We start from the raw sequence: 20,238 nt of genomic DNA on the forward strand, positions 1-20,238 counted from the left end.
GGTGAGGTGCAACTTATGAATAGTAAAAGAGTAGTCATTACCGGATTAGGAGCTTTATCACCTCTTGGTAATGACGTCAAAACGAGCTGGAACAACGCGGTTAACGGGGTTTCCGGAATCGGCCCGATTACAAGGGTGAACGCGGACGAGTATCCAGCTAAAGTAGCCGCGGAACTGAAAGATTTTAAGATAGAAGATTACATGGATAAAAAAGACGCGAGAAAAATGGACCGCTTCACACAATATGCCGTTGTGTCGGCGAAAATGGCCGTGGAAGACGCGGGGCTCGACATTAACGAGAGCAACGCAGACCGGGTCGGCGTCTGGGTCGGTTCTGGGATCGGCGGCCTTGAAACGCTTGAACAGCAGTTCGAAACATTTTTAACAAAAGGACCGCGGCGCGTCAGCCCGTTCTTTGTACCGATGATGATTCCTGACATGGCGACCGGCCAGATTTCGATTTCTCTCGGTGCAAAAGGGGTCAACTCTTGTACGGTGACGGCTTGCGCGACGGGTACGAACTCAATCGGCGACGCCTTTAAAGTCATTCAGCGCGGCGATGCAGATGTCATGATCTCCGGCGGAACGGAAGCCCCGCTTACAAGAATGTCGTTTGCCGGCTTTTCCGCCAATAAAGCGCTCTCCACTAATCCGGATCCGAAAACGGCAAGCCGCCCGTTTGACAAAAACCGCGACGGCTTCGTCATGGGAGAAGGAGCGGGAATCGTCGTTCTTGAGGAGCTTGAGCACGCGTTAAACCGCGGAGCGACAATCTACGCGGAAGTGGTCGGCTACGGATCAACGGGAGACGCCTATCATATCACGGCTCCTGCGCCAAATGGGGAAGGCGGCGTCAGAGCCATGAAAGAAGCGATCAAAGATGCGGGTCTGTCTCCTGATAGCATTGATTATATCAATGCGCACGGAACAAGCACGCCGTACAATGATAAATTTGAAACGATCGCCATTAAAGAAGTGTTCGGAGAGCATGCCTACAAGCTTGCCGTCAGCTCGACAAAATCGATGACAGGGCACTTGCTCGGGGCTGCCGGAGGCATCGAAGCGATTTTCTCCGTCCTTGCCATTAAGGAAGGCATCATTCCTCCGACAATCAATATCGAAACGCCTGATGAAGATTGCGATCTGGACTATGTACCGGATCAAGCCCGCCGCCAGGACGTAAATGTTGTGCTCAGCAACTCGCTCGGTTTCGGCGGACACAACGCAACGCTGATTTTCAAAAAATATGAATAACCGCAATAAAAACGGCTGCCATTTTAGATGGTGGCCGTTTTTTTTAGCGTGCATACCATACAGATGAAAAAGGAGTGTGATCTAAATGAGTATAGCAAGCACGTATGAATGGCTTGAACAGGCTTCATCCGTGCGGGAATTGTCAAGCTTTCTCCTGCCGTATTTTAAAGGCACTTCAAAAGCGGATGCGGCGGCGATTGTCAGCCACCTGCAGACCCACGGCATGTTCCGTTCGTGGACGGACGGCGAGCGTACGATGAAGCAGCTTAAGAAAAACAGCGTATTTCAGCATGTCAGACGGGAAGAACAGCTGCTCTGCAAAAGATGGAATGGGCCGGATGTTCCGATTTTCATCCTGCCGGTCGATGAAAGAAACCGCAAAATCCGCGTCGAATTCGGCTCGAAATCAGGCCTTGCGTTCAGCGACAAATTATTTTTGTTTTTATCGGCCGATCTTCCCCGGTCATCGATTTCTGCGATCATGACGCACGAATATAATCACGTTTGCCGGTTAGAAAATATGCCGAAAGAAGAAAAAAAGATGACGCTGCTTGATACAATCATTCTCGAAGGCATCGCGGAATATGCCGTTTTCGAACGGTTGGGGGAAGCCGAAACAGCTGCATGGACGTCATATTACTCCGAAAAACAGCTTCGTCATTTTCAGGATCGGTTCGTAAAGCCTCATTTCGAGCTGCGCCGACATGATAGCCGACTATTCTCCAATATTTTATTTGGAAAAGGGCATTACCCCGACATGCTCGGATATGCTGTCGGTTACAGTATTGTAAAAAAATATTTATCGGCTCGAAATTTGAAGGTTGCCGACATTTTATCCTTCCCTTCAGAAGACTTTATAAAGCTATCGCTTTAAAATACTAAAATTATGGGATTAAATTAATATTATTACAAAAAATAAAAAAACTCCTTGATTTTGTAATGATTATGTAATAATATACAACTATAAAATTTTAAGATAATTCAGTCATATTAAGAAAATTCTAAAAAAGTAATATATTAGTTTTTCGTAATATTTAACTTCTGGTCTATGGAAGGGGAATCTGGATGAGCGCATTGCTGGAAGTCAATGATTTAAAAACTTATTTTTTCAGAAAAAAACAGCCGATACCCGCAGTGGACGGCGTCGATTTTTCAATCAAAAAAGGAGAAACCGTGGCGCTGGTCGGTGAATCGGGATCCGGTAAAAGCATCACGTCTCTGTCAATCATGGGACTCGTCGAGGGCTCGGGCGGAAAGATCATGAACGGTTCCATCAAGCTCGAAGGACGGGATCTCGTTACATACAAAGAACAAGATTTATGCAAGATCCGCGGAAATGAAATCTCGATGATTTTTCAGGAGCCGATGACCTCGCTCAATCCGGTTTTGACGATCGGCGAACAAATCACAGAGGTGCTGATCTATCATAAAAAGCTATCGAAAAAAGAAGCTGCCAAAAAAGCGGTAGAATTATTAAAGCTTGTCGGATTTTCGAGGGCAGGCGAGCTGATGAAAGAATATCCGCACCGCCTGTCGGGCGGCATGAGGCAGAGGGTGATGATCGCCATTGCCTTAAGCTGCAATCCGAAGCTGCTCATCGCGGATGAACCGACTACAGCGCTTGACGTCACCATTCAAGCGCAAGTGCTGGAACTGATGAAAGACCTATGCGACAAATTCGATACCTCCATACTTCTCATTACCCACGATCTCGGCGTTGTGTCCGAAATTGCGGACCGCGTGATCGTCATGTATTGCGGACAAGTTGTTGAAAATGCCACAGTAGATGAACTATTCGATGAACCCCTGCATCCCTACACAAAAGGACTGTTAAACTCCATCCCTGTTATTGAAGGCTCCATTGAAAAATTAACAGCCATTAAAGGAAATGTGCCGACGCCTGACAACCTTCCGGCCGGCTGCCGGTTTGCTCCGAGGTGTCCGAGTGCGGGCGACAAATGCTGGGGCGCGCAGCCGGACTTGAAGACGCGTCCGGACGGCCGGTCTGTCAGATGTTTTTTATATGAGGAGGGAGAATAAGGGATGACTTCATCAGCTGAACGATTACAGCCCGGACAGGAAATGAACCCGCAAGAATCCCTTCTGGAGCTGAAAGATGTCAAAAAGTACTTTCCGATCCGCTCAGGGATATTTCAGAAAAAAATCGGCGACGTCAAAGCGGTGGACGGCATCAGCTTTTCGCTTAAACGCGGCGAAACGCTCGGCATTGTCGGTGAATCGGGCTGCGGAAAGTCGACCGCCGGACGGACGATGATCCGCCTTTATAAACCGACGGCAGGACAGATCTTTTACAAAGGCCGCGACATTTCAAGTTTGTCGGAAGAAGCGTTGAGAAAGAGTGTCCGCAAAAACATCCAGATGGTTTTCCAAGATCCGTTTGCCTCACTGAACCCGAGAAAAACGCTGCGTTCCATCATCAAAGAACCCTTCAACACGCATCATATGTACAATTTCAAAGAGCGCAACGAAAAAGCCGAAGAGCTTTTGGCTAAGGTCGGGCTGCCCCCGTCGTTTGCGAACCGCTATCCCCACGAATTTTCCGGAGGGCAGCGCCAGCGGATCGGAATCGCGCGGGCGCTGGCTTTAAATCCGGAGCTTATTATCGCCGATGAACCGGTATCCGCATTGGACGTGTCAATCCAGGCTCAAGTGATCAACCTGATGGAAGAGCTTCAGGAAGAATTCAATCTGACATATTTGTTCATTTCCCATGACTTGAGCGTCGTCCGCCATATCAGCGACAGGGTCGGCGTCATGTATCTCGGCAAAATGATGGAGCTGACAGACAAGCATGAGCTGTACGACAACCCGCTTCATCCATACACGCAGGCGCTTCTGTCCGCCGTTCCCGTCACTAGGAAGAAAGGCGGAACAAAGCGGGAGCGAATCGTTTTAAAAGGCGAGCTGCCGAGTCCCGCAAACCCTCCGAAAGGCTGTGTCTTTCATACGAGGTGTCCGGCCGCAAAAGCGATTTGCGCGGAAGTCGAACCTGCTTTCAAGGAAGTGAAAACAAACCATTTCGTGGCATGTCACCTTTACGAATAAAGGGGAAGGCCGTCACATATTAAATCCTTGAGAGGGGGAATGTCTTCTTTAAAAAACGGGGGTCAATCGGGTGGAAAGAAGGACAACAGTTTAATAAGGGGGAATTCATAAAATGAATAAACGCAAAACAGGATTTTCAATTTTAAGCTTGCTGCTGATCTTATCGATTTTTCTAACGGCCTGCAACAGCGGCGAAGTCGGAGGGGATGAAAAAGAAGGCAAATCTGACGGGAAGCCGCAGCAGGGCGGAGATCTGATTGCTGGATCCACAGGTGAACCGACGCTGTTTAATTCACTGTATTCAACTGATACAGCAAGTTCAGATATTGAAAGACTGATCTACAACACTTTGTTAGACGTTAATGAGAAACTTGAAGTGGAAAACCAACTCGCTGATGAAGTAAAGGAATCGGAGGATGGGTTAACATTCGATGTGAAGCTAAAAGAAGGTGTCAAGTTTCACGACGGTGAAGAAATGACAGCCGACGATGTCGTTTTTACTTACAGCATTCCGATGAGTGATGAATACGTTGGAGAACGCGGCTCAAACTTTAAAATGATAGAGTCTGTCACGAAAAAAGGTAAATATGAAGTGCAGTTTAAATTAAAGAAGCAGGATCCGTATTTTTACAATGTTACACTTGCCAGTTACGGTATTCTGCCTAAGCACATTTTAAAAGATGTCCCAATCAGCAAACTCGGTGAACACGAATTCAATCGAAAGAATCCGATTGGAACAGGACCGTTTAAATTTAAAGAATGGAAAGAAGGACAATATGTAAAGGTTGAGGCTTTTGATGATTATTATGCCGGGCGTCCTCATTTAGATTCGATCACGTATAAAATTATTCCGGATTCAAATGCAGCGCTGTCACAGCTGCAAGCTGGAGATGTCGATTACTTGGTCGTTACACCAGGACCAGACTATAAAACGGCCGAGAAATTTAACAATGTGAAGATGGAAACCGATTTAGGTTTGAATTATACGTATATCGGCTGGAACGAAAGAAATGAGCTGTTTAAGGATAAAAAGGTTCGCCAAGCGCTGACACATGCGCTTGACCGCCAGGCGCTCGTTGACCAAGTTCTAGATGGAGATGGGGAAATCGCGAACATCCCGGAAAGCCCGCTTTCATGGAACTACCCGGATAACAAAGATAAGTTTAAAACGTTTGAATACGATCCAGAGAAAGCAAAAAAACTGCTCAAAGAAGCAGGATGGACAGACTCAGATGGTGATGGGATTTTAGATAAGGACGGCAAAAAGTTTTCTTTCGTTATTAAAACGAACCAAGGAAACAAAACACGGGAAGACCTCGCGGTTGTTGTTCAGCAGCAATTAAAAGAAATTGGGATTCAAGCAAAACCGCAGATTGTTGAATGGAGTGCTTTAATTGAACAAATGAACCCGCCGAATTGGGATTTTGATGCGATGATCATGGGCTGGAGCCTTGCTACGTTCCCTGATCAGAGCAACATTTTCCATTCGAAAGAAGCTGAAAAAGGACTAAACTATGTTTGGTATCAAAATGAAAAGCTTGATAAACTGCTGGATGAAGCTAAAACGTTGAAGGACCGTGAAGAATATAAAAAGGCGTATGAAGATATTTACGAAATTCTGGCGGAAGATCAGCCGTATACATTCTTGTATTATACGAATTACCATAGAGCGATGCCTAAAAATATGAAAGGCTACGTATTCCATCCGAAAGAAGATTTCTATAAAGCCGAAGACTGGTGGCTGGATCAAAAATAACGAGAATCCCTTGAGGGAAGTGTAGCTTGCAGCTTCCTTCCCTTCCTTCTTAATGACTTTTAAAAAAGGGGATAAAAAATGATTACATATATCATTCGAAGGACGCTCATGTCGATTCCAATATTATTTGGTATTACAATTTTGTCATTTGCGATTATGAAAGCAGCGCCGGGAGATCCAATGGCATTGATGATGGATCCGACCATCAGCGCGGGAGACCGTGAAAAATTCATTGAAAAATACGGGTTGGATGAACCTGAACACGTTCAATATTTAAAGTGGCTCGGAAATATGGTTCAAGGTGACTTCGGTACTTCAATCGTTAGAAAAGGAACGCCAGTGACTGATTTGATTATGGCGAGGCTGCCGAATACGTTATTGTTAATGCTCGTTTCAACCATTTTGGCTCTCCTCATATCGATCCCGCTTGGAGTGCTTTCAGCTAGGCGGCCATATTCTAAATTGGATTATGGCATCACATTCACATCATTTATCGGTCTTGCTGTCCCAAATTTTTGGCTTGGACTGATTCTAATCATGTTTCTTTCTGTTAATTTAGGATGGTTTCCAACCGGGGGCGTTATGACTCTGAATGCTGATTTTAGTTTATGGGATCGCATTCATCATCTAATTTTGCCTGCATTCGTCCTGGCGACCGCAGATATGGCGGGACTCACCCGCTACACGAGATCGAGCATGCTTGATGTGCTCAGGCAAGACTACATGCGGACAGCGAGAGCAAAGGGTTTTAAAGAAAATCGTGTCGTGTACAAGCATGGGCTTCGAAATGGTTTGCTTCCGGTTATTACGATCTTTGGTCTGATGATTCCTTCTTTCATCGGCGGAGCTGTCGTTACTGAACAGATTTTCAGTTGGCCAGGACTTGGAAAGCTGTTTGTCGACTCTGCTTTCCAGAGGGACTATCCTGTCATTATGGCAATGACGGTTATTTCAGCCACACTTGTTGTCATTGGGAATTTAGTTGCGGATATTCTTTATGCAATGGTCGATCCGCGGATTGAGTATTAATGAAGGAGGGAATTGATTCATGACACAGACAAATCCATCGACACCTTCGCCGGAGATCACATTGCAGGAAAATGTCGCACCAAAGCCCGAGACAATGACAAAAATCTTTTTTGAAAAGTTTTATAAAAACAAGCTGGCGGTAATTGGAGGAGTTTTATTATTTATTATTATCCTATCAGCGATTTTTGCTCCGGTGATCGCTCCATACCCGCCGGAACAGCAAAACCTTCTGAATAAGCTAAAACCGCCAAGTGGTGAACATCTAATGGGAACAGACAAGTTTGGCCGAGATATTTTCAGCCGTTTACTTTATGGGGCTCGGGTTTCTTTACTTGTAGGCTTTGCCTCTGTACTTGGATCGATTACGATAGGTACGGTGGTCGGCGCAATCGCCGGCTACTTTGGCGGAATAATCGACGCTATTATGATGAGACTGGTGGATATTGTATTATCCATACCCGACATCTTTCTGTTAATCACGCTGGTCACCATCTTCCAGCCGGGCATAGATAAACTGATTTTAATATTCGCCTTGACGAGATGGACGACGACAGCGCGCCTTGTCCGGAGCGAGTTTTTGTCCTTGAGGTCGAGGGAGTTCGTCTTGGCGGCGAAAACGATCGGTACAAGAAATTACAAAATCATTTTTTCTCATATCCTTCCGAATGCGATGGGGCCGATTATCGTTGCCGCGACGCTTTCCGTCGGTACCGTAATCCTTGCGGAATCGGCATTAAGCTATCTTGGATTCGGGGTTCAGCCGCCGATGGCAAGCTGGGGAAACATGCTTCAGGATGCACAGAACTTTACGATCATGATCCAGGCGTGGTGGTATCCGCTGTTCCCGGGCCTGATGATCCTGCTCACTGTGCTGTGCTTTAACTTCTTAGGCGACGGACTCCGCGATGCGCTTGATCCGAAGAATATTAAATGATTTATGCAGTGTATTACAGAGGAAATATTTTAACAAAATGGAAGGTCAATAGATTTAGTTTCAATGAATGTATGTAGTGGACATTGAACGAATGTTTCCTGTTAGTCGATAAAGAACACTTTCATAAATGAGGTACCAAAGGGAATATCATTCGTAAATCTTTGGTATCTCACTTTGTTCAAACAGAAGCAGGTCTTCCAACTCCTGAAGATCTTTTGGAACTGTTAGATGAAGAAGTGAACGTCGTAGCAAAAAAATAAATCGCTTTTTTAAATGAATAGAGGTTTTAACGATGTTAAGCGTATTGAAAAATAAAAACTTTTTATTCTTGATATTGGGGCGTTTGGTAACCAATATTGGGGACAGTATGTATACAGTTGCGGCAATGTGGCTCGTGTTTGATTTATCAAAAAGTACATTTTATTCTGGATTAGCTGGTTTTTTAACGATGTTTCCCACTGTTTTGCAGTTTTTAACAGGTCCGATTGTTGATAAAGTCAGATTAAATAAAGTTTTGGTTTGGAGTCAACTCATTCAAGCTATTTTGGTGTTGATTATTCCGCTTTTTTATTTCATTGGGTATTTGAACATTTGGATCATCATGATGATTATGCCTCTTATCGTATTCATTGAGCAATTTACTTATCCAGCGCAATCTGCCGCACTGCCTAAAATAATCAAAAATCAAGATCTGGTTAAAGCAAACTCACTTATGTCATTTTCATATCAGGGTACAGATATTATATTTACCGGTATTGCAGGTATTGTGATTGCTTCGGCAGGAGCTATAAGCATATACTTAGTTGACTCTTTCACTTTTTTGTTAGCGGCGCTGTTTTTTAAGTGCGTAAAATTAGAACAAAAAAATGAGATAGAACATAAGCCCCGATTCCACTTCAAAAAAGTCATACACAATTATACATCGGATATAAAAGAGGGATTTACACTCATTCGTCATTCTCTCATTCCAAAAATCCTCTTGGGCTCGATGATTTCCAATTTCATGCTTAGTGCGACGATTGTGATATTGCCAAGCTTCTCTTCGATTAGAGGAGGAGAAGAATACTATGGATATTATTTGGCTTCCATGTCATGCGGCTTACTGTTAGGTTCAATATTAGCAACAGTGTTTGGCCGATTCGCGATAGGATCACTTACGATATACGGATTTTTCATTTCAGGGGTTTTATGGAGTATTTCGGCGATCGCCACCTCTTCATACATATCGATTATTTTATTTGGTTTGTCTCAAATATCCATCGGCGTGACAAACGTTATTTTCATGTCCATTTTGCAAAGCATACTGCCGGAAGAGTTTATAGGGAGAGTTTTTTCTTTTATCGCAAGTTTGACAAGCATAGCAGCTCCTTTTGGATCTTTGCTGGGAGGGTTTACTGCGTCATTGATCGGCAGCGATAAGGTTTTCTTTATAGGAGGAATTGCCATGCTGTTTGTATCTGTTTATTGGGTGTTTCAGTCTTCTTTAAGATCAATTCCTTCATCTGAAAGAATAAACGCTAAAGAATATAGCTTTTTTACAAACGCTCTAAATAAATAATGTGTGAGCTTGACTGGAATTGCTTCATTAGTCGTGATGATTTTGCCCATTGTCTGAACTCCGCGATGCGCTTGATCCGAAGAATATTAAATAAAAAGCTGAGGGATGCAAGCCCTTGGCTTTTTTGATGGCGATTGCCATAATCTCATCCGCTTGGAATAAATTCCTTCCCCCTTGCCTATACTGTGGACAACAGTTTTTATTAAAAGTGAGGGGTTAGAAATGTTGTTTCTTCATGATGTGTGGGTGAATTGGTTTGAGGGAGAAGAAAATGGCTACAACGTCTGCCACTTTCATGAATGGCGGAAGGAAGACAGTGTTGAATTGCTTGACCAGGTGCCTTTGTTAAGGGTGTCGTCCGTTTTGTTTCACTACATAGAAAATGATTTGTCAGAGCTTCCGGCCGAATTATTGAACGAGGTTCATCAAAAAGCGTATATTCGCAAAAATCATGAGCGGACACAGCTTGATCATTGTTTTGTCGTAACGGACGGCATTGGTATTCTCGCGGTCGATACGGCCGGTTACACAATACCGGTAAGAAAAAGCCGCCTCATTCCGAGACAGGAGCAGCTCGTTTATGAAATGGTGAAGGACGTTGAAGCGGAAACTTACGAGTTTGCACCAGAGAAGCTGCAATCTTCCAAAGAATACCACATTTTATCCTTATCACCGGAGCATGTCAGAGGATTAACGAGAAAAGAACGCCAGCTCAAACAGCTGCTGTTCATGGCGCTCGATCAGCTCAAAGGGCTCCAAAACCGGGCCGAGATCGCTTATTGGTACACCGAATGGAATCCGTATATGTATGAACAGATCAAGCGCATGACATTTGAAGAAATCTGGGACATGCTTTTCAATGAGACGATCGACGGATGGTCAGACAAACACAGGGACTTTTGTGAAAATTTGATTAAAGGACAGCCGTTTTTTGAAAAGCTTTGGGAAATTGAGAATGAGTCTAAAGTCAACTAAATTAAGAATAAAGACTGCCGGAAGTGCGGCGGTCTTTTTATTTGTAAAAGCGAAAATTCTATATTGAAAAATAAAAAATATGAGCTGTCTTCCTGACAAAGCGGTCAATGAAGGACTGGAGACATGTGTTTTGAATCATTTATTATAGAAATATCGTGATCCGGAGGCAAGTGAATGCGGAGCTGCGGCTGTTCTCTATGAAAAACACCTTCCGATTATCGTACAATCGGAAGGTGTTTTTGGATCAGCGTCTTTTTCGGCCGAGTCCCATCGCGTTTTCCATTTTTTTCAGCATCTTGTTTGCTGTTTGATTTGCGCGTTCGGCGCCTTCGTCCAAAATCCGGTCCAGCTCTTCAGATTCGATCAATTCGTTGTAACGGTCTTGAATCGGCTTCAGCGCGCCGATGACGACTTCGGCAAGTTCTGATTTAAATTCGCCGTAGCCTTTGCCTTCGTATTTTGCTTCAAGCTCTTCGATTGAGACTTGTCCGAGAATCGAATAGATCGTCAGAAGGTTGGATACACCGGGTTTGTTTTCTTTATCATATTTGACGATTCCGTCGGAATCCGTGACAGCGCTTTTGATTTTTTTCTCGAGCTGTTTTGGTTCGTCGAGCAGGGTGATGAACGCTTTTTGGTTCGGATCTGATTTGCTCATCTTTTTGAGCGGGTCGGCAAGCGACATAATGCGGGCGCCGACCTTCGGTATTTTAACCTCCGGAACCGTAAAAATGTCATTATATTTCTTATTGAAACGCTCCGCCAAGTTCCGGGTTAATTCAAGATGCTGCTTCTGATCTTCTCCGACAGGGACGACGTCTGTTCCATAAAGCAGAATGTCCGCCGCCATTAATGGAGGATATGTCAAAAGCCCGGAGACGACGGCTTCTTTTCCGGCTGATTTATCTTTGTACTGCGTCATGCGCTCAAGCTCGCCGATGTAGGCGACACACTGGAGCATCCATCCCGCCTGGGCGTGTGCAGGCACTTCCGATTGGATAAACAGCGTCGCTTTTTTCGGATCGAGGCCGATCGCCAAATACAGCGCGGCAAGGTTCCGGATGTTCTTTCTCAGCGCGAGCCGGTCCTGCGGGACTGTGATCGCGTGCTGATCGACGATGCAGAAGTAACAGTTGTAGTCATCCTGCAAGTCGACAAACTGCTTCATCGCTCCGATATAGTTACCGAGGGTGACAGAGCCGCTCGGCTGGATACCGGAAAAAATCGTTTTTTTCATGTGAATCCCTCTTTCCATTTCAAAATAAAAAGGCCCATTCTTCCCTTAAAAGAAAAGGGACGAATGAACCGTGGTGCCACCCTGATTATTTCATTATGGTCAAAATGAAATCGCTCTAGACGTTTGTAACGGAGTCTTCTCCGGCTGAGCCTACTTATCCGTGTTCGGTCAGCTGCTCCGAAGCCCATTCCACATTCGCCATTATCCGCTCCCAGCACCGCGGACTCTCTTTAAATGGGAAGAAATGTGTACTCTTCTTCTTCATCGCATGTTATTCATAATTTTATTATATATAAATTTTAAATGAAAGTCGACAGCCTTGGGGAAAAGAAAACGAATACCGGGCTGAATAAAGTTGGCGCGGCGGCATCTGGTTCGATATAAAGAATGGTTAATGTTATATGTGTAAAACGTTTTAACCTGTAAAACATAAACTTTCCTTTTAATGTGGTTACGCTTTAAAACAGAGAAGTGTATTTGTACATTTGGCAGAAAACCTGACAATCATAAATAGTTTGAATAAAAAAATAATTGAAAATTAATATTGCAATAAATTATTCTATTAATTATAATGAATTTGTTCACCTCGGTGTTACAGGTTTCTTACATAACAAATATTCAGAAAAGACGAAACAGAGGAAAAAGTATGGCAAGTGGGCCTATTACTTTTTTATGATAAATCTGAATGTTCAGGAGTAAGGAACTAAAAAAACAAGAAATTGGGGGGGTTTCTCTTTGAAGAAGCGTTTGTCATTTATCAGTTTAATGCTCATTTTCACACTCGTCCTCAGCGCCTGCGGCTTCGGCTCAAGCTCCGGTGACGGCGGTAAAAAAGACAGCAAAGGGAAAGACACATTAAATGTCAACATTAAAACAGAACCGTTTTCACTACATCCGGGACTCGCAAACGATTCGGTGTCTGCAAACGTGCTTCGTCAGACTTTTGAAGGATTGACGACAATCGGTAAAGATGGAAAGCCGGTTGAAGCGGCAGCCGAAAAAATCGAAGTCAGCGACGACCAAAAAACATACACATTCACGCTCCGCGACGCGAAATGGTCAAATGGAGATCCTGTAACAGCAGAGGATTTTGAATACGCATGGAAATGGGCGCTCGACCCTAAAAACGAATCGCAATATGCGTATCAGCTTTACTACTTAAAAGGCGGAGAAGCAGCGAACACCGGCAAAGGGAAAATTGAAGATGTCGGCGTTAAAGCTGTTAATGATAAGACTTTAAAAGTCGAGCTTGAAAAACCGACACCGTATTTTACTGAACTGACAGCATTCTACACATATATGCCAGTCAATAAAAAGGTAGCAGAGAAGAATGCGAAATGGTACACAAACGCAGATGAGAACTACGTATCTAACGGACCTTTCAAAATGGCGAAATGGAAGCACAGCGGAAACATCGTGCTGGAGAAAAACGACCAGTACTGGGATAAAGACGCTGTTAAGCTGAAGAAAATCAATATGGCGATGGTCAACGATCCGAACACTGGTCTGAACATGTACAAAAAAGGCGAGCTAGACTTTGTAGGACAGCCGCTTGACCAGATTTCAACGGATGCGATTCCAAGCCTGAAAAAAGAAGGCCTGAACATTGATCCGTTCGCATCGGTTTACCTGTACAAATTCAACACTGAAGCGGCTCCGCTGAACAATGTCAACATCCGTAAGGCGCTGACATACGCGATCAACCGCGAAGCGATCGTCAAAAACATCACGCAAGCGGAACAGCTGCCTGCGATGGGATTAGTGCCGCCGGCAGTCCACGGCTTTGAGTCAAATAAAGGCTATTTCAAAGACCATGATGTTGATAAGGCGAAAGAATACTTGGAAAAAGGCTTGAAAGAGCTCGGTTTGAAAAAAGCGTCAGACCTTCCGAAAATCACGCTTTCCTTCAACACGGATGAAGCACACCAAAAAATCGCTCAAGCCGTTCAGGAAATGTGGAACAAGGAACTGGGCTTAGATGTCGAATTAGGCAATGAAGAATGGAACGTATACATCGATAAGCTCCATGCAGGAAACTATCAAATCGGCCGTTTAGGCTGGACCGCCGACTTTAACGACGGAATGAACTTCCTTGAAACATACCGCGACAAAGAAGGCGGAAACAATGATACGAACTGGGAAAACGCAAAGTATAAAGAGCTGCTGAATAAAGCATCGAGAGAAACTGATTCAGCGAAACGCATCGAGCTGATGAAAGAAGCAGAAAGCATCATCATGGATGAGCTGCCGGTCGCACCGATCTACTTCTACACAATGCCGTATCTTCATGATGAAAGCTTAAAAGACTTTGTTTTAACTGGTACTGGTGAGATCTATTTCAAAACCGCGCATTTTGAATAAAATTGCATGAAAGTATATGGGGTTTAGACTTCCCCCCATATACTTTTATTTATGAAAAGAAGTTAATAGACTGAATATTCGGAGGTGTGTAAAATTGATTAAATTTTTAGGCCGTCGTCTTGTTTATATGTTAATTTCTCTCTGGGTTATCGTCACAGCTACCTTCTTCCTGATGAGAGCGATACCGGGCGGACCCTTTTCAGGCGAGAGGAAACTTCCCCCTGCAATTGAAGCCAGTCTCAATTCCTACTATGGTTTAGACCAGCCTCTTTTTAAACAATATCTCGATTATTTAGTATCGGTAGCAAAGTGGGATTTCGGGCCGTCATTTAAATATAAGGGACAAACTGTGAACGACTTGATCAGCTCAGGTTTTCCGATTTCTTTTACACTTGGATTGGAAGCGATTTGCCTTGCGCTCGCTTTCGGCGTATTGTTCGGCGTGATCGCTGCGCTGAAGCGAAACAAGTGGCAGGACTACACAGCGATGATCATTGCGGTTGTTGGGATCTCTGTTCCGAACTTCATCATGGCTGCACTTCTTCAATACGTGCTGGCAATGAAGCTGGGCATGTTCCCTGTCGCACAATGGGAGTCATGGGGACATACTGTGCTTCCTGCCATCGCAGTCGCCTCGATGCCGATGGCGTTTATCGCCCGTTTGACTCGTTCGAGCATGCTTGAAGTGTTGAGCAGCGACTATATCCGCACGGCACGTGCAAAAGGTTTGAGCACACCGGCAGTTACGTTTAAGCATGCGATACGAAATGCCATCATGCCGGTTGTTACATATATGGGGCCAATGGCGGCGTCCATTTTGACAGGAACGTTTGTCGTCGAAAAAGTATTCGGTATACCGGGACTCGGCATGCACTTTGTCACCAGCATTACGAACCGAGACTACACGGTGATCATGGGTGTTACCGTCTTCTTCGGGGCAATCTTGCTGCTTTGCGTCTTGATTGTCGATCTTTTATACGGCTTAATTGATCCGCGCATTAAACTGTTTGGCGCTAAGAAAGGGGAGTAAGAGGATGCAGCAAATACCAAAAGACATGTTTGAACCTGCAGCTGTTGACCATAGCGAAGCCGAAAAGATCTCAAAGAAAAACCTTTCATTTTGGACAGACGTATTCTTGAGATTTAAAGAAAACAAGCTGGCGCTGTTTGGACTGGTGGTTCTGATCCTGATCGCTCTGATGGCTATCTTCGCGCCGGTATTCTCAAGCTTTCAATATGAAGAAACGGATTTAACGAATGCGAACCAGCCGCCGAGCGGCGAGCACTGGTTTGGAACAGATGACCTTGGAAGGGACGTATTCGTCCGTACATGGGTCGGCGCACGCATCTCGCTGACAATCGGACTGGCTGCCGCGCTGATCGACGTTTTGATCGGTGTGATATGGGGTGCGATATCAGGCATCAGAGGCGGACGTACTGACGAAATTATGATGAGAATTGCAGATGTTTTATGGGCGATTCCTTCCTTATTAATGACGATCCTGCTGCTCGTAGTGATGGGAAAAGGCTTGGTCACGATGATCGTCGCGATGGTTATTACGGGATGGATCAACATGGCGAGAATCGTCCGTGGACAAGTACTCCAGCTCAAAAATCAGGAGTTTGTGCTCGCCTCAAGAACTTTGGGAGCGAAAAACTCGCGCATCATCAGAAAGCACTTGCTGCCCAACATCATGAGCCCGATCTTGGTCACCATGACATTAACCGTGCCTACGGCTATTTTCTATGAAGCGTTTTTAAGCTACCTCGGCCTCGGGGTTCCGCAGCCGCTTGCAAGCTGGGGAACGATGGCTACAGACGGTGTGCAGGGATTGGAATATTACCCATGGCGCCTGTTCTTCCCGGCTACTTTTATCTGTCTGACCATGTTTGCATTCAACGTTATCGGCGACGGACTGCGCGACGCTTTAGATCCGAAGCTGCGTAAATAAAGGAGTGAGAAAGATGAAACACTTACTTGAAGTGAAAGATTTAGCCATTTCTTTTAAAACATACGCCGGAGAAGTACAGGCGATCCGCGGCGTCAACTTTCATGTTGACAAAGGAGAGACGCTTGCGATCGTCGGAGAATCCGGATCAGGCAAAAGCGTCACTTCGCAGGCGATTATGAAACTGATTCCGATGCCGCCGGGCTATTTTAAAAACGGACAAATTTTATTTGACGGACAAGATCTGGTTCCGAAAACGGAAAAACAAATGCAGTCAATCAGGGGAAAAGAGATCGGCATGATCTTTCAGGATCCGATGACTTCTTTGAACCCGACGATGAAAGTCGGCCGTCAAATCACAGAAGTGCTGTTTAAGCATGAAAAGATCTCAAAAGAAGAGGCCAATAAGCGGGCGGTAGAGCTTCTCAGCCTGGTCGGAATTCCGATGCCTGAACGCCGCGTCAACCAGTATCCGCACGAATTCAGCGGCGGGATGCGGCAGCGCGTCGTCATCGCGATGGCGCTTGCAGCCAATCCAAAGCTTTTAATCGCGGACGAACCGACGACAGCTCTTGATGTGACGATTCAGGCGCAGATTTTAGAGCTGATGAAAGAATTGCAGAAAAAGATCGAGACATCCATCATTTTTATTACGCACGATCTCGGCGTTGTCGCGAATGTCGCAGACAGAGTCGCCGTCATGTACGCGGGACAAATTGTGGAGATCGGTACGGTCGACGAGATTTTCTACAACCCGAAGCATCCGTATACATGGGGGCTTTTGGCATCAATGCCGAGCCTTGACAACGACGGTGATGAAGAATTAATGGCGATACCGGGGTCTCCGCCTGATTTGACCAATCCGCCGAAGGGCGATGCTTTTGCATTAAGAAGCCCTTACGCAATGAAAATCGATTTTGAACAAGAACCGCCGATGTTTAAAATATCTGATACACACTATGTGAAGTCATGGCTTTTGCACCCGGACGCTCCAAAAGTCGAGCCGCCGGCGGCTGTCAAAAGCAAGATGAAGGAGTTTAGAAATCAGTATGAAAAACCGGTTGAAGTGAAAGAAGGTGAATGATGTGGCAGAAAAACTGCTCGAAATCAAGAATTTAAAACAGCACTTTTCAACGCCGAAAGGGATTGTGAAAGCTGTTGACGGAATCTCTTTTGACATTTACAAAGGAGAAACGCTCGGTCTTGTCGGTGAATCCGGCTGCGGAAAGTCGACGACCGGCCGTTCGATCATTCGTTTGTATCAAGCGACTTCCGGAGAAGTCTTGTTTAAGGGAAAGAATGTCCACGACAAAAAGTCTGCCAAGGACCTTCTCGAATTCAACCGGAAGATGCAGATGATTTTTCAGGACCCGTATGCTTCCTTGAACCCGCGGATGACGGTTGCCGACATCATCGCAGAAGGAATTGACATCCACGGTTTGGCCAAAACGAAAAAAGAGCGGCTTGAGCGCGTTCATGAACTCCTCAAACTCGTCGGCTTAAATAAAGAGCACGCGAACCGCTATCCGCACGAATTCTCCGGCGGACAGCGCCAGCGGATCGGAATCGCAAGGGCGCTTGCGGTCGAGCCGGAATTCATCATTGCCGATGAACCGATCTCCGCTCTGGACGTGTCCATTCAGGCGCAAGTCGTCAATTTAATGAAGGATTTGCAAAAGGAAAGAGGGCTTACATACCTTTTCATCGCTCACGATCTGTCGATGGTCAAATATATCAGCGACAGGATCGGCGTCATGTATTTTGGGAAGCTTGTTGAATTGGCGCCGGCAGATGAACTGTATGAAAATCCGCTTCATCCGTATACACAATCATTGCTTTCCGCCATTCCGCTCCCTGATCCGGATTATGAGCGTACACGCGTGCGGAAGACGTATGATCCAAGCGTCCACCAGCTGAAAGGCGACGAACAGATGGAGCTTCGCGAAGTAAAGCCCGGCCATTTCGTCATGTGTACAGAGGAAGAATTTAAAGCCTATCAAACCAAATAAACGAAGCAGGAAGACAGCCGTCACAAGGCTGTCTTTTTTTTATGCCGAACAACCGCCGGCAATTTTTCGAGAAAAAATTTGAAACCTTCGCGGGAGACAACCGTCTTAGTATATGTAGGTAACATGCTCAGCTTCACTGAAGCTCCTTTCTAAAAAGATTTTGTTTAAACTAAAAAGAAAGCGGGTATATCTAAAGTGTGAAATTAGAACATCCATAAGGAGCAAATCAATGAACTGGTATGAGAAGCTTAGCGAGTATTTCCCAATTGAAGAAATGAAATCAAAAGAGCACATGGAAGCATTGTTAAAGGAACAAAACGATATTTACCATAAAGAAGAAGGCCGTCATCATGTGTTGATGTACGCCGAATTCGACTCTTTTATTTTCATCGACTATTTATTCGTTTCTAAAGACGCGCGAGGACAGGGACTTGGTTCCAAGCTGATTGAGAAGCTGAAAAAGAAAAACAAACCGGTCCTCCTCGAAGTCGAGCCCGTGGATGAAGATGATGCCGATACGGCGAAACGTCTTAAATTTTATCAAAAGGAAAACTTTAAACACGCTGAGTCGATTGGTTACCGTCGCCGGTCACTCGCAACCGGCAAAGTGAACAAAATGGAGATTTTGTATTGGTCTCCAAAATCAAACACAGAGAAAGAAGTATTTGACGCGATGAAAGAAACGTACGAAAAAATCCATACATACAAAGATGAGAAGTGGTATGGAGAATCTTATGAAGATGTGGATGACGTCCTTACGATTGTTGACGATCATAAACAAAAGAACATTTTCGATGAATTGAGCTAAATGAGAATAACAGATGGCATAAAAAAGCAAAAGTCGCTGGATTGTCAAAAAATTTCTGTTACAGACTGTTCACACTTACTTTTTTATAGTATAATACTCAATAAAGATTACTTTTTTAGATTTATTTCAATTTAAGAATACGCTAATTTCATTCTACTTTTTAAGGAGTGAAGCAATATGGTTACATTATATACATCCCCAAGCTGCACGTCTTGCAGAAAGGCGCGCGCATGGTTAGAAGAACATGATATTCCGTATACGGAAAGAAATATTTTTTCAGAGCCTTTATCAATTGATGAAATAAAAGAGATTTTACGAATGACGGAGGACGGAACAGACGAAATTATTTCAACCCGTTCCAAAGTGTTCCAAAAATTGAACGTCAACCTTGAAACAATGCCGCTTCAAGAGCTGTACCAGCTCATCAATGAACATCCGGGCCTTTTGCGCCGTCCGATCATCATTGACGAAAAGCGCCTGCAGGTTGGATACAACGAAGACGAAATCCGCCGCTTCCTGCCGCGCAAAGTGCGCACATTCCAGCTTCGTGAAGCGCAGCGTCTCGCAAACTAAAAGAAGGCTGAATTTTTCAGCCTTCTTTTTTTAATGCTTTTCACTCGTCTGTTCATAATAAATACTGGCTAGAATCACAAAAATCACCGTCAGGACGGGCAGCAGCATTTCGAGGGTGCTGTGCTGCGCCATAAAGGAAGACAACTCCTGCTCCCTGACGATCATTTCGCCGCCGGTATAAGCGAGCAGTCCGCTTCCCGCGTATATGAAGAGCGGAAACTTTGCAAGGGCCGCTTGAATCAGCCTGCTGCCCCAAATGATGACCGGGACGGAGACCATCAAGCCGACAACGACTAGCATCAGGCGTCCGTGCGAAGCTCCAGCGACCGCAATCACATTATCGAGCGACATGAACAAATCGGCAATCACGATGATACGGATCGCCTTAAATAAAGATGTCCCGCCTTTGACATGCTGGGCATCTTTTTTCTCAATCAAAAGCTGATATCCTAAGTACAACAGGAAGATTCCTCCGATAAATTGCAGATAAGGAACCGCGAGCAGGTACACTGCTGCCATTGTTAGCGCGATTCTCATCATGATGGCGATCAATGTGCCGATGATGATCGCTTTTTGTCTTTGCCGTGGAGGCAAATGACGGCTTGCCATTGCAATCACAACAGCGTTGTCGCCGCCAAGTATGAGATCGATTCCGATGATCACAAGGAACGACATCAGTACATCGTGTTCCATCAACTGGCACCTCGCTTTGCCTTTGCATCGGGACTT

At 44.9% G+C, this 20,238-nt stretch carries 18 protein-coding genes and 1 other annotated feature; of the genes, 16 read left to right on the forward strand and 2 right to left on the reverse strand.

The window, feature by feature from the left end; translation table 11 throughout:
• The first annotated feature begins 15 nt into the window (after nucleotides 1-15).
• The 9 genes from fabF to MKZ04_RS01665 all read left to right on the forward strand — a co-directional run bounded on the left by fabF (nucleotide 16) and on the right by MKZ04_RS01665 (nucleotide 10,572).
• Nucleotides 16-1,254 carry a beta-ketoacyl-ACP synthase II gene (fabF, locus tag MKZ04_RS01625; RefSeq protein ID WP_003180590.1) on the forward strand — a complete coding sequence of 413 codons (1,239 nt, stop codon included), beginning with the start codon at nucleotides 16-18 and terminating at the stop codon, nucleotides 1,252-1,254.
• Nucleotides 1,255-1,339: 85 nt separating this feature from the next.
• Complete coding sequence (locus tag MKZ04_RS01630) at nucleotides 1,340-2,128, forward strand: DUF2268 domain-containing protein (RefSeq protein WP_080131316.1); 789 nt, start codon at nucleotides 1,340-1,342, stop codon at nucleotides 2,126-2,128.
• Nucleotides 2,129-2,319: 191 nt separating this feature from the next.
• On the forward strand, nucleotides 2,320-3,294 hold the full coding sequence (locus tag MKZ04_RS01635; protein ID WP_003180594.1) for an ABC transporter ATP-binding protein: 975 nt from the start codon (nucleotides 2,320-2,322) through the stop codon (nucleotides 3,292-3,294).
• Between the two features lie 42 nt (nucleotides 3,295-3,336).
• Nucleotides 3,337-4,320 carry an ABC transporter ATP-binding protein gene (locus MKZ04_RS01640; RefSeq protein ID WP_341047048.1) on the forward strand — a complete coding sequence of 328 codons (984 nt, stop codon included), beginning with the start codon at nucleotides 3,337-3,339 and terminating at the stop codon, nucleotides 4,318-4,320.
• A gap of 112 nt (nucleotides 4,321-4,432) precedes the next feature.
• Nucleotides 4,433-6,076, forward strand: a complete 1,644-nt coding sequence (locus MKZ04_RS01645; protein WP_003180598.1) for a peptide-binding protein — start codon at nucleotides 4,433-4,435, stop codon at nucleotides 6,074-6,076.
• Between the two features lie 78 nt (nucleotides 6,077-6,154).
• Nucleotides 6,155-7,105, forward strand: a complete 951-nt coding sequence (locus tag MKZ04_RS01650; RefSeq protein WP_145624423.1) for an ABC transporter permease — start codon at nucleotides 6,155-6,157, stop codon at nucleotides 7,103-7,105.
• A 19-nt stretch (nucleotides 7,106-7,124) separates the two neighbouring features.
• The gene (gene opp4C / locus MKZ04_RS01655; protein WP_003180601.1) at nucleotides 7,125-8,039 is read left to right on the forward strand and encodes an oligopeptide ABC transporter permease; all 915 of its coding nucleotides are present in this window, start codon (nucleotides 7,125-7,127) and stop codon (nucleotides 8,037-8,039) included.
• A gap of 292 nt (nucleotides 8,040-8,331) precedes the next feature.
• A complete protein-coding gene (locus tag MKZ04_RS01660; protein WP_341045134.1) occupies nucleotides 8,332-9,597 on the forward strand; it encodes an MFS transporter in 1,266 nt (421 codons plus the stop codon).
• A gap of 222 nt (nucleotides 9,598-9,819) precedes the next feature.
• The gene (locus tag MKZ04_RS01665; protein WP_003180605.1) at nucleotides 9,820-10,572 is read left to right on the forward strand and encodes a YjbA family protein; all 753 of its coding nucleotides are present in this window, start codon (nucleotides 9,820-9,822) and stop codon (nucleotides 10,570-10,572) included.
• A gap of 244 nt (nucleotides 10,573-10,816) precedes the next feature.
• Here the strand turns inward: MKZ04_RS01665 and trpS are convergent, their stop codons facing one another.
• Nucleotides 10,817-11,809, reverse strand: coding sequence for a tryptophan--tRNA ligase (gene trpS, locus MKZ04_RS01670; RefSeq protein WP_025808301.1), 993 nt, complete (start codon nucleotides 11,807-11,809; stop codon nucleotides 10,817-10,819).
• A gap of 52 nt (nucleotides 11,810-11,861) precedes the next feature.
• Nucleotides 11,862-12,083: a binding site (T-box leader), on the reverse strand.
• A 461-nt stretch (nucleotides 12,084-12,544) separates the two neighbouring features.
• Here trpS and MKZ04_RS01675 point away from each other — a divergent pair.
• The 7 genes from MKZ04_RS01675 to spxA all read left to right on the forward strand — a co-directional run bounded on the left by MKZ04_RS01675 (nucleotide 12,545) and on the right by spxA (nucleotide 19,509).
• On the forward strand, nucleotides 12,545-14,170 hold the full coding sequence (locus MKZ04_RS01675) for a peptide ABC transporter substrate-binding protein (RefSeq protein WP_020450931.1): 1,626 nt from the start codon (nucleotides 12,545-12,547) through the stop codon (nucleotides 14,168-14,170).
• Nucleotides 14,171-14,264: 94 nt separating this feature from the next.
• Nucleotides 14,265-15,200 carry an ABC transporter permease gene (locus MKZ04_RS01680; protein WP_020450932.1) on the forward strand — a complete coding sequence of 312 codons (936 nt, stop codon included), beginning with the start codon at nucleotides 14,265-14,267 and terminating at the stop codon, nucleotides 15,198-15,200.
• 4 nt (nucleotides 15,201-15,204) lie between these two features.
• A complete protein-coding gene (locus MKZ04_RS01685) occupies nucleotides 15,205-16,122 on the forward strand; it encodes an ABC transporter permease (RefSeq protein ID WP_023856653.1) in 918 nt (305 codons plus the stop codon).
• Nucleotides 16,123-16,135: 13 nt separating this feature from the next.
• Nucleotides 16,136-17,203 carry an ABC transporter ATP-binding protein gene (locus MKZ04_RS01690; RefSeq protein ID WP_025808305.1) on the forward strand — a complete coding sequence of 356 codons (1,068 nt, stop codon included), beginning with the start codon at nucleotides 16,136-16,138 and terminating at the stop codon, nucleotides 17,201-17,203.
• A gap of 1 nt (nucleotide 17,204) precedes the next feature.
• Nucleotides 17,205-18,128 carry an ABC transporter ATP-binding protein gene (locus tag MKZ04_RS01695; protein WP_025808307.1) on the forward strand — a complete coding sequence of 308 codons (924 nt, stop codon included), beginning with the start codon at nucleotides 17,205-17,207 and terminating at the stop codon, nucleotides 18,126-18,128.
• Nucleotides 18,129-18,357: 229 nt separating this feature from the next.
• Nucleotides 18,358-18,936 carry a GNAT family N-acetyltransferase gene (locus MKZ04_RS01700; RefSeq protein WP_341045139.1) on the forward strand — a complete coding sequence of 193 codons (579 nt, stop codon included), beginning with the start codon at nucleotides 18,358-18,360 and terminating at the stop codon, nucleotides 18,934-18,936.
• Nucleotides 18,937-19,113: 177 nt separating this feature from the next.
• Nucleotides 19,114-19,509, forward strand: a complete 396-nt coding sequence (gene spxA / locus MKZ04_RS01705) for a transcriptional regulator SpxA (protein ID WP_003180621.1) — start codon at nucleotides 19,114-19,116, stop codon at nucleotides 19,507-19,509.
• Between the two features lie 30 nt (nucleotides 19,510-19,539).
• On the opposite strand, the gene MKZ04_RS01710 is transcribed toward spxA, so the two are convergent.
• Nucleotides 19,540-20,202 (reverse strand): TerC family protein, encoded by a 663-nt coding sequence (locus MKZ04_RS01710; RefSeq protein ID WP_020450936.1) that lies wholly within the window; start codon nucleotides 20,200-20,202, stop codon nucleotides 19,540-19,542.
• Between the last annotated feature and the right edge of the window lie 36 nt (nucleotides 20,203-20,238).

It is taken from the genome of Bacillus sp. FSL W7-1354 (assembly GCF_038002405.1).
Lineage (GTDB): Bacteria > Bacillota > Bacilli > Bacillales > Bacillaceae > Bacillus > Bacillus paralicheniformis.

What these genes read in the sequence shown, in the direction of transcription:
- fabF (WP_003180590.1), top strand. Translation starts at nt 16, where the DNA reads ATGAATAGTAAAAGAGTAGTCATTACCGGATTAGGAGCTTTATCACCT.
- MKZ04_RS01630 (WP_080131316.1), top strand. Translation starts at nt 1,340, where the DNA reads ATGAGTATAGCAAGCACGTATGAATGGCTTGAACAGGCTTCATCCGTG.
- MKZ04_RS01635 (WP_003180594.1), top strand. Translation starts at nt 2,320, where the DNA reads ATGAGCGCATTGCTGGAAGTCAATGATTTAAAAACTTATTTTTTCAGA.
- MKZ04_RS01640 (WP_341047048.1), top strand. Translation starts at nt 3,337, where the DNA reads ATGAACCCGCAAGAATCCCTTCTGGAGCTGAAAGATGTCAAAAAGTAC.
- MKZ04_RS01645 (WP_003180598.1), top strand. Translation starts at nt 4,433, where the DNA reads ATGAATAAACGCAAAACAGGATTTTCAATTTTAAGCTTGCTGCTGATC.
- MKZ04_RS01650 (WP_145624423.1), top strand. Translation starts at nt 6,155, where the DNA reads ATGATTACATATATCATTCGAAGGACGCTCATGTCGATTCCAATATTA.
- opp4C (WP_003180601.1), top strand. Translation starts at nt 7,125, where the DNA reads ATGACACAGACAAATCCATCGACACCTTCGCCGGAGATCACATTGCAG.
- MKZ04_RS01660 (WP_341045134.1), top strand. Translation starts at nt 8,332, where the DNA reads ATGTTAAGCGTATTGAAAAATAAAAACTTTTTATTCTTGATATTGGGG.
- MKZ04_RS01665 (WP_003180605.1), top strand. Translation starts at nt 9,820, where the DNA reads ATGTTGTTTCTTCATGATGTGTGGGTGAATTGGTTTGAGGGAGAAGAA.
- trpS (WP_025808301.1), bottom strand. Translation starts at nt 11,809, where the DNA reads ATGAAAAAAACGATTTTTTCCGGTATCCAGCCGAGCGGCTCTGTCACC.
- MKZ04_RS01685 (WP_023856653.1), top strand. Translation starts at nt 15,205, where the DNA reads ATGCAGCAAATACCAAAAGACATGTTTGAACCTGCAGCTGTTGACCAT.
- MKZ04_RS01690 (WP_025808305.1), top strand. Translation starts at nt 16,136, where the DNA reads ATGAAACACTTACTTGAAGTGAAAGATTTAGCCATTTCTTTTAAAACA.
- MKZ04_RS01700 (WP_341045139.1), top strand. Translation starts at nt 18,358, where the DNA reads ATGAACTGGTATGAGAAGCTTAGCGAGTATTTCCCAATTGAAGAAATG.
- spxA (WP_003180621.1), top strand. Translation starts at nt 19,114, where the DNA reads ATGGTTACATTATATACATCCCCAAGCTGCACGTCTTGCAGAAAGGCG.
- MKZ04_RS01710 (WP_020450936.1), bottom strand. Translation starts at nt 20,202, where the DNA reads ATGGAACACGATGTACTGATGTCGTTCCTTGTGATCATCGGAATCGAT.